Raw genomic sequence first — 13,649 nt, forward strand, 5'->3', positions numbered from 1 at the left:
GAAAGCTGTAATGAGAGTAGTAGTACAGCGCTGTAAGGAAGCTAAGGTAACTGTTAATGGCGAGGTGACCGGTGAGATTGGCGAAGGTTTGATGCTACTGGTCGGTGTAACCCATGAGGATACAGAGAAGGATGCGACGTATCTGGTCGAGAAGGTGGCGGGACTGCGGATTTTTGAGGATGAAGCTGGGAAAATGAATTTCAGCGTCACCGACACCGGCGGCGCCATCCTGTCTGTATCGCAGTTTACGTTATACGGGGACTGCCGCAAAGGCAGACGCCCCAACTTCATGGCCGCTGCCGGGCCGACTGAGGCTGAGCAGCTATATGATTATTTTAACCGTGAGCTGGTTGCTCGTGGTCTGCAAGTTGAAACCGGGGTGTTCGGAGCGATGATGGATGTGTCGCTCGTCAACTGGGGGCCTGTTACGTTAATTCTCGATAGCAGGGGCTAAATCAAGCGTGACAATCTTAATTTTATTTGAGATCAGCAAGACATCGACGGATGCCGCATCATTGTTCCTTTAGGAGCGATGAGCGGCATCTTTTTTTGTACGGATAGGGTATTGTTCGCATGGTTAGACTAGGAGCGGATGGACATTATGGCAAGATGCAAGGAGCTACGGCAATGAGACAATCCCAAAAGGCTTGGGTATGGAGAAGCATCCCGGCACTGGCGACAGGAAGCCCTGCAGAAGCTGGTGCAATGGTAAAAGGAGCGGAGGTTCCTGCCGAGATTCAGGTATTGAAGGGAAGAAGCCGCGAGCTGCTGCCGCGTACCTGAGAAGGGCGGCAAGGCGGCTTTTTTCTGTGATGTTATTGGCGCAATAGGGATAACAACAGGGTCAATCTGCAAAAACAGGGTTAGAACATTCGATGAACCGGGTAATAGATGAACGAGAGATCCCCGAAAGTTGATGTATGTAGGCGCGACATTCAAGGATGGAAGACTGGGTTGAACATTTAACCGAGGAGGGAATAACAATGGCTAGAAGAATTCAGGCTTATTTCAAGACAGAAGATGATGCGCTAGGGGCCAAAACAGCGCTTATCGCCTATAACGTGGAAGGGCTGGAGGTGTGGCCGCTCGATGATCGGCCGGGACAAGACCGCCGTTTTCTGCTACCAGTGATTCCACTTGGGAATTCGGCCTTGGCGGCGGGAGGATTCAGCATATCGGGTACCTCCGGGGCTCCGGGTGCCGGAGCTGCGCTGGTGGCTAGCACCGGAATTCCAGAGACTGTGGACGATGCTGAAAGCCGCGGGCTTAGCGGAAACGCCGGGGAGGACAACGAACTTAGTGACGAAGAACTTGGGGAACTCCGCTATATCATGGAGCTGAAGGTAGAAGAAGATAGATATAACGAGGTCATTCAAATTCTGCGCGGCAAGCAAGCTTATGTGGAGCGGTTTGATTAAAGACCGCATTCAAGGATATTAGTAATATAGCGTCGGATGGCCTTTAGGGGTTATCCGGCGTTTTTAAATTGGTCCAGTTGAAAATAGGGGTTCCCCATGGTTGCCGTGATGTCAGGCTAAAGGTATGATATAGAAACACGAAACAGGGATGTCCTTGAAAATGAAGCGCTTACTTTTCTGTAATGTACTCGTAATATTACATACATGATTCCTTAATATAGCGTGATTATAATAAAGACATGACCCCCTTTTTAATAATATATGATGATGGACCCGCAGCAATCGGCTGTGGGTCATTTTTTTTGTATCAGGAACAATTTGACGATTTAGCTCAGTTTCTGCCGAAATACATCTTAGATTTTAATTTCCCTTCTTGACTTTAGCGCAGTGGTTCAGTAGAATCTAACAATAACAGTTACATTATAGTGCTTTGATGACGGGAATAAGTAATTCGACCCCCACAACCCCAGAGAGGAATCCCCTGACGAATCGGTATTGTCCACCAATGACAATGTAACCCGAGAGCGTATGGCTGCTGCAAGGATTCTGTTGATGAGCGAATGAATGACCTCCCCGAGAACGCACGGCGAACATCGGCAGGATTCTACAACTGCTGCAATAGTAGCCGTTTGCGCGTAGGCGGGCGTTAACCGCTTGAAGCGGATATGGTGAGAGCAATCTCCTAATCCGGAATGTGGGTGGTACCACGGGTGAATTATTGGTTATGATAATCCCTCGTCCCTGTTTGCAATAAACAGGGCGAGGGATTTTTTGTTGTGCTGCGCATTAACGCAGAAATTAAGGCTATAAGGGGTATTTTTTCAGGAGGGATAGGCAGTGGCTAAAGAAAGATTCGAGAAACCCACAGGCACGCAGGATGTGCTGCCAGGCGCGGTGGAGAAATGGCAGTTTGTAGAGGCGAAGGCCAGAGAACTGTGCCACCGTTTTAACTACCGGGAGATCCGCACACCTATGTTCGAACATACCGGATTGTTTGAAAGAGGCGTAGGCGAAACTACGGACATCGTAGAAGGCGAGATGTATACGTTCAAGGACAAGGGCGACCGGGATCTGGCGCTTCGTCCAGAAGGGACAGCAGGCGTTGTACGTGCTTATGTGCAGAACAAGCTGTATGGCGAGCCTGATGTCAGCAAGCTGTATTATATCGGGCCGATGTTCCGTTATGAACGTCCACAAGCGGGAAGATATCGTCAGTTCCACCAGTTTGGTGTTGAAGCTTTCGGAGCGGTGGATCCGGCAATTGATGCTGAGGTTATTTCCTTGGGCTACGAGTTCTATAAGGAATTGGGTCTGAAGGATGTGCGGGTGGAGATCAACTCCGTGGGTAACGCCCCAAGCCGTGCAGCTTATCGGGAGGAGCTTCTGAATTTCCTAAGACCGATGAAAGACAACCTCTGTGGTGACTGCCAGCGGCGTATGGAGCGCAATCCACTGCGGGTACTGGACTGCAAGGTAGATCAGGATAAATTCACCGATGCACCATCTATTTTGAATAGCCTGGATGAAGAGTGCACAGTGCATTTTGCCAAGGTTAAGCAGCATCTGGATACGATGGGCGTTGATTACTCCATCAATACGCGTCTTGTGCGCGGACTCGATTACTACACGCATACTGCGTTTGAATATAAAGCAGCCGGCATCGGTTCTATCGATACGGTCGGCGGCGGCGGGCGCTACAATGGGCTCGTGGAACAAATCGGTGGACCGGATCAACCGGGTATCGGTTTCGGGATCGGTCTGGAGCGCATTCTGCTTATTCTGGAACACCAGAAGGTTGAGCTGGAATCTTCCAAACCGCTGGATGTCTATTTCGTAGCGCTGAGTGAGGAAGCTGATCTTGAGATTACGAAGCAGCTGTATCTTCTGCGCAGTAAGGGTTACTCTGCCGAACGCGATTATCTGGGCCGGAAAATGAAAGCACAAATGAAATCGGCAGACCGCATGTCGGCCAGATACACTGCGATCCTGGGCGAAGACGAGTTGAAGGCTGGCGTAATTGCCTTGAAGTCGATGGACACAGGAGAACAGCGTAACGTCAAGCTGGATGAACTGGTTCAGTCCATCGTCTAGCCTAAGGTAACAGTAATAGTACAAGCGATATTTCAACCATGAAAGGATATGATAAATCATGCAAAGAAGTCATCATTGTGGACAATTAACGCAGGACCATATTGGACAAACCGTTACCCTGAACGGCTGGGTACAAACTCGCCGCGACCTTGGGGGCGTACTTTTCATTGATCTTCGTGACCGCAGCGGTATTGTACAGGTTGTTTTCAATCCCGACTATTCGGGCGAAGCGCTGCAAATTGCTGACAAAGTACGCAGCGAATACGTTGTGGCTGTTACAGGTAAAGTGGTTAAGCGCGATGCCGAAACCGTGAATAAGAATCTCCCTACTGGTGAGATTGAAGTGCAAATCACGGATATTGAAGTGTTGAACGCAGCTAAAACTCCTCCGTTCTTCATTGAAGATGGTGTGGAAGTAGACGAATCACTGCGTCTTAAATATCGTTACCTCGACCTGCGTCGTCCTGAAATGCAAAAGACGCTGCTTCTCCGCTCAAAAGCATCCAAAATATTCCGTGACTTCCTGGACAGCGAAGGTTTTATCGATGTAGAAACACCGATTCTAACCAAAAGCTCACCTGAAGGCGCGCGTGACTATCTTGTACCGAGCCGAGTGCATGAAGGGGAATTCTTCGGTCTGCCGCAATCCCCACAAATCTACAAACAGCTGCTGATGGTGGGCGGTATAGAACGCTACTATCAAATTGCCCGTTGCTTCCGCGATGAGGATCTGCGTGCTGACCGTCAGCCGGAATTCACTCAGGTCGACATTGAGACTTCCTTCCTGTCCCAAGATGATTTGCTGGGTATGATGGAGAAGCTATTGCAGCGTCTCTTCAAGGAGACTGTTGGTGCAGATCTCGCTCTTCCTTTCCAACGGTTGACGTATGCTGATGCTATTGGCAAATACGGCTCCGATAAGCCGGATCTGCGCTTTGGGCTGGAACTGATCGAGATGAATGATATCGTAGCGACCAGCGGCGTGAAGGTATTCGCATCCGTTATCGAAAAAGGCGGAGAAGTGAAGTGCCTTAACGCCAAGGGCTGTGGTACTTGGACTCGTAAAGAGATCGATGATCTTGGACCGTATGCCGCTCGTTACGGCGCGAAAGGGTTAGCATGGATTCAAGTGAAGGATGGCGAATTTAAGGGGCCAATCGTTAAGTTCTTCTCCGAAGAAGAAATTGCTGCAGTTAAAGAACGTACTGGCGCTGAGGAAGGCGACTTGCTGCTCTTCTCCGCAGACAACAAAAAAGTGGTTGCAGATGTTCTTGGCGCGTTGCGTCTCAAAATCGGACGTCAGCTCGGCCTGATCGACGACAACGTCTTCAAATTCGCTTGGGTAACAGACTTCCCGCTGCTCGGCTATGATGAAGATCAAAAACGTTATGTTGCTGAACACCATCCGTTCACACGTCCACGTGAAGAGGATCTGCACCTGTTCGAAACTGATCCGGGTGCCATTCGTGCCCAGGCTTACGACATCGTGCTGAACGGCTACGAAGTCGGTGGTGGCTCGATGCGGATCTACAAACGTGAAGTGCAAGAGCAAATGTTCAAAGCGCTTGGCTTCTCAGAGGAAGTGGCTTACGATAAATTCGGTTACCTGCTCGACGCGTTTGAATACGGCACACCTCCACACGGTGGAATTGCCTTTGGTCTTGACCGTCTTGTGATGCTGCTTGCTGGACGCACTAACCTGCGTGAAACGATCGCATTCCCGAAAACAGCAAGTGCAACCGATCTGCTAATGGATGCTCCATCTCCAGTAGAAGGCTCGCAATTGGAAGATCTGCACATCAAGCTGGCTCTGAAACCGAAAAAGGAAAAGGACAAAGAATAATCATACTATTCATTCACTGCGAAGCGCATTTTGCGCTTCGTAGTGCTAGTTAAGGAGGCTTAAAATATGTTGCACCAGTTCTCGCGTACAGAACTTGCCATCGGGCCGGAAGGCCTGGATATTATGAAAAACAGCACAGTAGCAGTGCTAGGTATCGGTGGTGTCGGCGGTATAGCGGCAGAGGCGCTGGCCCGTAGTGGGGTTGGGCGGATTATCCTGATTGATAAGGACGTTGTGGACATCACTAATGTCAACCGTCAAATTCATGCGCTCACCACCACTGTAGGACAGAAGAAAGCCGAACTGATGGTAGACCGCATCAAGCTGATCAATCCGGATTGTGATGCCATTGCGCTGAACATGTTCTATACGGAAGAAACGTATGAAGAATTGTTTAAATATAAGCTGGATTATGTGATTGATGCTTCGGATACGATCATCTACAAAGTCCATCTGATTAAAGAATGCCTGGCACGGGGAATTCCGATGATTTCAAGTATGGGCGCAGCCAACAAAATGGACCCTACCCGGTTCCAGGTTGCCGACATCTCGAAGACCACTTATGACCCTATTGCCCGGATTATCCGTCAGAAGCTGCGTAAAGAGGGCATCAAAAAGGGTGTTAAGGTGGTATTCTCTACGGAGACTCCGGTGGTGCCGCGTCAGGATGTTACGGATAAAATCGTTCCCGAGAACGCGCCGGACAGACGCAAAGCGAAGCAGCCGCCTGCCAGCAACGCGTTCGTGCCGCCTGTAGCTGGTCTTATTATGGTTAGCGTAACTGTGAAGGATCTGTTGGAGGCCGGAGGCATCAGCTTCTGATTGCATCGCTTACCAAGCAGTTGTGTATAGGCCGTAAGAATTTTAAGAATTAAGGGTACACTAATTATTAACAAAGTAAACGTACAAAAGGGCGTACAGCCGGTTTCTGGCTGCTGACGCCCTTTTGTCAGGGCTTGGGGACTTTTTTTGCAAAGTATAGGGCTGGGCCTGACTTGACATTAGCGGAGGTTTTTAGAAAATGAAATACAGTTTTTGGCGAAATAGCGTAGGTTTACTTCCTGAACATGACTGGAAACGGGAATGGGCGGCCGGTATTCTCTCCTATTTCGCTTCAGTATATATTGTAATGGTCAATGCGGCCATACTGCATGATGCAGGTATGCCGCTGCGGGCGGGAATGGTAGCTACCCTGCTGACCGCCATTACGGGCTGTCTATTGATGGCCTTTGCCGGCAAGACGCCGATCATCGTGGTGCCGGGGATGGGGATCAACGCCTTTTTCACGTATACCCTTGTGCATTCTATGAAGCTGGATTGGCGGGAAGCGCTGGCTGTTGTTGTCGTAACCGGCGTATTGTTTGCGATCGTGGCCTTCACTTCGCTTTATCGCATCTTGAGCGAAGCGATTCCTCACAATCTACAGCATGCCATCACAGTCGGCATCGGTCTGTTCCTGACTTTTATCGGCCTGCAGAAGAGTGGGATCGTTATTGCGCATCAGACGACCTTTGTGGCTATCGGCCATTTCAGTGACCCGGCAGTAATCACGTCCTGTATCACTCTGCTGCTCGCACTGGTGCTGTTTATCCGGGGTACGAGTGGCGGTCTGCTGATTAGCATGGCGGTAGGCACCGGGCTTGCTTATCTGCTAGGGGCAACCAAAGGACCCGAGAATGTAGAATCCGGACATGTTTTCAGTGGATACAGTAGTGTATTCTTCGGCATGCAATGGACTGGCCTGCTCAGTCTGGTATTCTGGATTGCGATCTTCCTATTGCTGCTGATTGTTGTCTTTGAAAATATCGGTCTGATCGCTTCCCAGACTCAACTGGCGAACCGTCCAGAGCGTTTTAAAAGCAGTCTGCGCGCGCTTTCCATCGCCAACATTGCAGCAGGCATCTTCGGCAGTAGTCCGGTGGTAGCAGCCGCCGAATCTAATGCCGGTATTGCAGCAGGTGGCCGCTCCGGTCTGACTTCGCTAGTCACAGGTATCCTGTTTGGTGCAACCTTCCTGTTCATTCCACTGCTGGCTTATGTGCCGGATAGCGCGATTGCTCCGATCCTGATGGTCATTGGGGGATTGATGGTGCAGAGTGTACGTGAGATGGACTTTAGCGACATGACAGAGCTGTTCCCGGCGTTCCTGGTCATGGTTATGATTCCGTTCACCTACAGCATCGTCGACGGGATGGCGTTTGGCTTCATTACCTACCCAATCCTTAAGCTGTCGATGGGCAAAGGGAAGGATGTCCCACCGGCGCTGTACGCCATAGCGGCCCTATTTATAGCGAATTTTATCCTGCACGCACTGTTATAATCACTCAATCCGCTTGTCCAGCTTGAAACATATGGATTTCGGGCCTTGGTTATGCTACAATGAGAATCCTTTTTGTAAGTGGAAGAGGAATAAGGCAACCATGGCTCGATAATACTTTTAGGAGGTAACTGAAATTGGAAGACAATCTTCAAAGTGCCTATCAAGAGGAAGAAGACAGGCTGGACAAAACACTTGTAGAAATTGATGCTATGCTGGAGAGGCTCCGCAATACGCCGGTTTATACCGGGCATGACTACACGGAGCAAGCCCTAGAGGCTGTCAGAGAGCAGAAACGCAGGGATTTGGCCAAGCTAAGGCAGGAGCCTTATTTCGGACGGCTTGATTTTCAAGGTACAGATGAGAACGATCGAAAGGCACTTTACATTGGCAAAATCGGTGCAGACCGAGAACAGGTAAGTGACCGTCCGCTAGTCATCGACTGGCGCGCACCGGTAGCAAGCCTGTTCTATTCGTTTACCGGCGGGACGGAGCCTGCTTCCTATGAAGCACCGGACGGATTGGTAGAAGGGCTGGTCTACCTCAAGCGCAACGTGGTGATCCGCAAGCAGATTCTAGAACGGGTAGCGGATACCTTTAACAGGGAGAGCGATGGTCCGGCGGTGTCGGACGAATTCCTCGTCTATCGCCTTGGCGAGAACAAGGATAACCGGCTGCGGGACATCGTGTCTACGATCCAAGAAGAGCAGGACAAGATCATCCGGGCTGCGAAGAACACCGCGCTTATTATTCAGGGGGTAGCGGGTAGTGGGAAGACCACGGTAGCCCTGCACCGTCTGGCCTTCTTGCTCTATCAATACAAGGATCAGGTCTCGGCGGAGAAAATGATTATTTTCGCCCCGAACCGTATGTTCCTGGACTACATCTCCGATGTGCTTCCAGAGCTTGGTGTGGGCAACATTGCGCAGAACACATTCCCGGATTGGGCAGCGGAGGTGCTGGGGCTGGAGCTGCCGCAGCAGGATGCGACGCAGACGATGAACCGCTGGTTCGAGACTTCCGGCAGCATGCCGGAAATTACGGAAGAGACGCCGGGCCGCTTCAAGGGCTCCACCGCATTGATGGGTCTCATTGAAGACTCCGTCAAACTGCTGGAAGCAGACGCTGTCCCGGAAGGAGATTTCATCCCTTGGGAAGGTGCGGTGCTGCGCCGCTCAATGATTCTGCGCTGGCATAACGAGGAGTATGCGCCGTACCCGCCGGCGAAGCGCAAGGAGCGGGTGATGGCACGGATACACCGCTGGATCGAGATGGAGCTGAAGAAGAGCCCGTCCGCAGCAGCCATGAAAGAACGCAAGAAGAAAGGCGCTCAACGTGAAAAAGCGTACAGCGCCAAATGGTCCAAATACGACCCGCTGGCGATCTATAAGCAGATCTTCCGGGCGGCGAAAACCCCGGAGAGTTGGCCGGTAGAACCACCGGGGATCATTCCGGCTGGTGTGCTGAAGGAAACGGCAAAGGAACTGAAGAAGGGTATTATTCGGGAAGAGGATTTGCCACCTCTGCTGTATATTCATTATCTTCTGAACGGCAATGAAGGCATCAGCCGTTTTGACCATGTCGTGATTGACGAGGCGCAGGACTTCTCGCCATTCCAGATCGCGATTCTGGATCTGTATGTGCGCGGGCACTCCTTCACGATCCTCGGCGATCTGTCGCAGGGCATACATGCCTACAAGGGTGTACATGGTTGGGATGAGATGCAGAAGCTCTTCGATCCTGAGCATACGGCGTACCATGCGCTTACGCGCAGTTATCGCTCGACGATGGAGATCATCGAGTTTGCGAACGGTATCCTGTCTGCGGGCGTGAATAGCCCGCTGCTGGCTGTGCCGGTCTTCCGCAGTGGTAATCCGGTGAGACTCATCGCCTATGGCGAGGGGGGCCGGCCTGAGGCAGGCGGCTCTGGAGTGGGCAGCTCTGAAGGAGAGGGCTCTAGGGCAGAACGCTCTGAAGTGGGCAGCTCTGAGGGAGAGGGCTCAAGGGCAGGTGCCTCTGAAGTGGGCAGCTCTGAGGGAGAGGACTCAAGGGCAGGTGGCTCTGAAGTGGGCAGCTCTGAGGAGGACTCAAGGGCAGGTGGCTCTGAGTCAGACCGCTCGTTGACGGAGAATAAGCACTTGGATCCACGCATGCAGGACCTGAGGGCCGCACTGGCTGCGTTGTCTGGCCGAGAGTATCGTACGGTTGCTGTCCTGACACGTAGTTTGCGGGAAGCCACGGAGCTGTACGAGGCGTTGGCAGAGCATTTTACTGACATCCATCTCATCGACGGTAGCATGACAGCCTACCAAGGCGGGCTATCGATACTCCCGGTTTACCTATCCAAGGGACTCGAGTTCGACGCCGTTATCCTGGCGGATGCGGATCGTAGTCACTATGGGGACGCAGCCTGGGATGCCAAGCTGACGTATGTTGGCTGCACGCGCGCGCTGCATGAGTTGTGGTTGCTGCATGATGGAGAACTTCCGACCTACGTGCAGGCGTCTGAAGGAGAGGTTCTGATCGGCTGGCCGACGGAAACGTCGCTGCATTAAGATATCTGGGGAACTACCGGGGAGATTGCCCCGGTTAGTTCCTTTTTGCATATAAGACGAATGAAAGAAAGTGACAGAAGCAAGATGGAATGAAGGGGAAGGTTTGGAGCTGTAGGAGCGAAGCGCTCGCCTTAAAAGCTTTCGTTAGGAAAATTAGTAGCAAAGCTCTCGGCAAAGCTTTCAGTAGGAAAGCTCTCAACAGGAGAGCTCTAGCAAAGCTCCAGCAAGGCTCTCGGGAAAGCCCGTAGCAAAGCTCGCAGCAGAAAGCTCTAGCAAAGCTCTCGGGAAAGCCCGTAGCAAAGCTCGCAGCAGAAAAGCTCTAGCAAGGCTCTCGGGAAAGCCCAAAGCAAAGCTCTCAGCAGAAAGCTCTAGCGAAGCTCCCAGAAGGAAAGCTCTCAGCAAAGCTCTCGGGAAAGCTCTAGCAAAGTTCTCAGTAGGAAAACTCGCACCCGTGAGCCTAAGCTGTCGCCAGATTTCAGCCGCTGTATGAAGTGAAGTTAAAAATCAAACAGAAGAGCAGGTGTGATTTTGGTGAAGTTAGGGTTTTAGGACACAAAACCAATTGCGCCCACCCGTTCTCCTTCCTCTTAACCGTGAAAAAAGGCCCACTTCCCCAATTAAGAGCATTTTTGCACCTTATATTTATCAAATGGAGATAAAAGAGGGAAATAAGGGCATTTTCGTACCTTATTTTGGATAAAATTAGCTTAAAAGGGATATTATGGGATAATTAAGGTACAAAAATGCCTTTAATTAACACTAGCCCATAAATACAGAGCATTTAAGGTGCAAAAATGCCGTTAATTACAAATCGGGAAGCCTATTTATCCTCTTTTTCTTGGCTTTGTTTGTTATTTTAATGCGTCCTATAGAAACGGCGATACAGAGAAAATCCGGAGGTAACAGTGATCAGAAGTCCAAACCTTCCACCGTAGGAACTACCGAGACATATATTTAGGTTCTAAGTTCAGATTTTAAGTTCGAACTAAAGTTGACGTCCTAAGTTCAGATTTAAAGTTCGACCTAAAGTTCAGATCCTAAGTTCAGATTTTAAGTTCGATCTAAAGTTGAAATCTTAAATTCAGATCCTAAGTACTTTAGTTCAGACCTTAAGCTCGTCTTATCTATAAATAAAACCAAAATCCTGAAAGAACCGGTTGACACACCGGCCGGGATCATCAATCCTTAGAAGTAGATATTAAGTGGAATATGATAGAGAGCAGGTTACACATCAATGACAACCAATGGACAACAGTTCTACCGCTTCAGTGAAGCCCCGATCTGGGAGCTGCAGCGCGCTTATTTTGAAGAAAAAGGTATGAAAGCTTGGGAAGACGACGAAGTGCCACAGTATATTACGAGCAATCCTATGATTGCGGAAGCCTACGCGGAGATGATCTTCGGATTTCTTCAGGATCGGGCCGCACAAGGACATGTATCGGAGCCGGTTACCATTCTGGAGCTTGGAGCGGGCGCTGGCCGGTTAGCCTTCCATATCGTTCGGCAATTACGCGAAATTAGGGAGTATGCAGGGCTTACTTTACCTCCCGTTCGTTATGTTATGAGTGATTTGGCCGCCAAAAACGTCTCCTCCTGGCAGCGGCATCCTGGCCTGCTGTCGTTGGTAGATGAGGGGCTGCTGGATTTTGCCCGTTTTGATGCCGTCCATGATACAGAGCTGCATCTGACACAAAGCAAAGTGGTCATCCGTCCTGGGGATTTGGAGCAGCCACTCCTGGTAATCGCCAACTACTTTTTTTGCAGTATCCCGCAAGAGTTGCTTTATGTGGATGAAGGGAAAATTTTCGAGTGCGAGGTGGCACTGAAATTTCCCGAGGAAGTGGAAGGGCTTAGCCAATCGGAGCTGCTCAAAAAAGTGGTTCCCGAATTCCAATACCGCCGTGCAGCCGGCTATGAAGAGGATACGCACCCTTATCAGGGGATTATAAAAATATATCAGGACAAGCTGGAAGACTCGCATATTCTGTTCCCTGCGGCTGGGCTGACGTGTATGGAGCGTCTGAATGCTTTATCCCGGGCAGGGTTTCTTCTAATCACAGCAGATAAAGGCGACCATAGGCTAGAGAACTGGGAGTTCGCACCGCCCCCTGAGCTAATTCACCACGGTTGCTTCTCTCTAACAGCGAACTATCATGCGATCCAGCATGCTTTTGAGCAAAAAGGGGCCGTGTCCCTGTTCACACAGCATCACTATAAAGATATCAATGTCGGCTGCATTTTCATGCTTCAGGAGCCGAATAGTTACGTACAGACACGGCTAGCCTATCGGCGGTCCATTGGGCGCTTCGGGCCGGATGATTTTTACTGCTTGAAGGGATCCGTGGATCAGCACCTGGGTGAAATGGAACTTCGTCAACTCTTGGCCTTCTGGCGCCTTGGCGGCTATGATGCCGAGTTATTTATCCACAGCGCTGAGCACATCTCGGCCCAGCTTCAGGACTGTGGTGACGAGGAGCTGCTCGATTTGCAAAGAGGAATTCAGATCATGTGGGCCAATCATTATGCGATGGAAGCTAGTTATGATCTTGCCTTGGACTGCGGACTGCTGCTGTTCGAGATGGATCAATTCGCGGAAGCACGGGAGTTCTTGGAACTCTCTGTGCAAGCCAATCTGGATGAGCCTGTCGTGCCTGTCCTGTATAGTCTCGCCATCTGCAACTATGAGCTTGGGGATGATGCGGCTACCTTGGATTATACGACCAGAGCGCTGGAGCTAGAGCCGGAATACGAAGAAGCCTTGGAGCTATTGAACGCTTTGAAACAGGGAGTAGAATGATCCTATAGTGGAACGCGGCTGCGCTGAATTGAAGGAACCAGAAAGTAATGTATAGGTTAGCTGAATGCACGGAATAAGGCGATTAAATACCCTGAAGCGAGGTAACTGATTTCGTTGGAGTCAGGTAACTGAATCGCTGAAACTAGGTAACTAAATTCGTTGGAGTCAGGCAACTGAATACACTGAAGCTAGGTAACTGAATTCGTTGGAGTCAGGCAACTGAATACGCTGAAGCTAGACACCTCATTCGCTGTAACCTGAACGCCTCCATGCGGCGGTATCTTTGGTGGAGAATGTTTTAAACTGTTTTTGAACTTGTAACTCCACTGGGGCTATGGCTTAATAATAAGTGTCCGGCCGGGCAAGATTACTTCTGGAAGGAGGCTGATTAACGATGATTTCAGTATATGAGGTGGTCTCCGTCTAACGACGGAGATCGCAATACAAGGGGAGGCCGCAAGGCCTCCTTATTTAAAAGAACTGGGCCCTACTTTTGTTAAACTGCGCCGCTCGAGGTTTAGACTGCTAAGGCATAATGTGAGCGCTGTGTCTTCATGTGCCGAGCACTTGCTTTTGTCCGATTTACAAACATATAAAACGATTACAAAAATTTTCTATCCGAATATAG

Annotated in this window: 9 protein-coding genes; all 9 read left to right on the forward strand. The window is 50.3% G+C overall.

Going from position 1 to position 13,649, the window contains the following annotated elements:
* Window positions 1-10: 10 nt before the first annotated feature.
* The 9 genes from dtd to AC3Y23_RS01485 all read left to right on the forward strand — a co-directional run bounded on the left by dtd (window position 11) and on the right by AC3Y23_RS01485 (window position 13,021).
* Complete coding sequence (gene dtd / locus AC3Y23_RS01445; RefSeq protein WP_379194878.1) at window positions 11-454, forward strand: D-aminoacyl-tRNA deacylase; 444 nt, start codon at window positions 11-13, stop codon at window positions 452-454.
* Window positions 455-627: 173 nt separating this feature from the next.
* Window positions 628-783 (forward strand): hypothetical protein, encoded by a 156-nt coding sequence (locus tag AC3Y23_RS01450; RefSeq protein ID WP_379194880.1) that lies wholly within the window; start codon window positions 628-630, stop codon window positions 781-783.
* 200 nt (window positions 784-983) lie between these two features.
* Complete coding sequence (locus AC3Y23_RS01455) at window positions 984-1,418, forward strand: hypothetical protein (RefSeq protein ID WP_379194882.1); 435 nt, start codon at window positions 984-986, stop codon at window positions 1,416-1,418.
* An 837-nt stretch (window positions 1,419-2,255) separates the two neighbouring features.
* Window positions 2,256-3,509: a histidine--tRNA ligase gene (gene hisS / locus AC3Y23_RS01460; RefSeq protein ID WP_379194884.1), complete on the forward strand. Its 1,254-nt coding sequence runs from the start codon at window positions 2,256-2,258 to the stop codon at window positions 3,507-3,509.
* Window positions 3,510-3,567: 58 nt separating this feature from the next.
* Entirely contained in the window at window positions 3,568-5,352 is a 1,785-nt protein-coding gene (gene aspS, locus AC3Y23_RS01465; protein ID WP_379194886.1) for an aspartate--tRNA ligase, read from the forward strand.
* 66 nt (window positions 5,353-5,418) lie between these two features.
* Window positions 5,419-6,174: a tRNA threonylcarbamoyladenosine dehydratase gene (locus AC3Y23_RS01470; protein ID WP_379194888.1), complete on the forward strand. Its 756-nt coding sequence runs from the start codon at window positions 5,419-5,421 to the stop codon at window positions 6,172-6,174.
* 199 nt (window positions 6,175-6,373) lie between these two features.
* The gene (locus tag AC3Y23_RS01475; RefSeq protein ID WP_379194890.1) at window positions 6,374-7,672 is read left to right on the forward strand and encodes an NCS2 family permease; all 1,299 of its coding nucleotides are present in this window, start codon (window positions 6,374-6,376) and stop codon (window positions 7,670-7,672) included.
* A gap of 134 nt (window positions 7,673-7,806) precedes the next feature.
* Complete coding sequence (locus tag AC3Y23_RS01480) at window positions 7,807-10,224, forward strand: HelD family protein (protein WP_379194892.1); 2,418 nt, start codon at window positions 7,807-7,809, stop codon at window positions 10,222-10,224.
* Window positions 10,225-11,458: 1,234 nt separating this feature from the next.
* Window positions 11,459-13,021: a tetratricopeptide repeat protein gene (locus AC3Y23_RS01485; protein ID WP_379194894.1), complete on the forward strand. Its 1,563-nt coding sequence runs from the start codon at window positions 11,459-11,461 to the stop codon at window positions 13,019-13,021.
* Window positions 13,022-13,649: the final 628 nt, after the last annotated feature.

The sequence above is a fragment of the Paenibacillus sp. MAHUQ-45 genome, assembly GCF_058133325.1.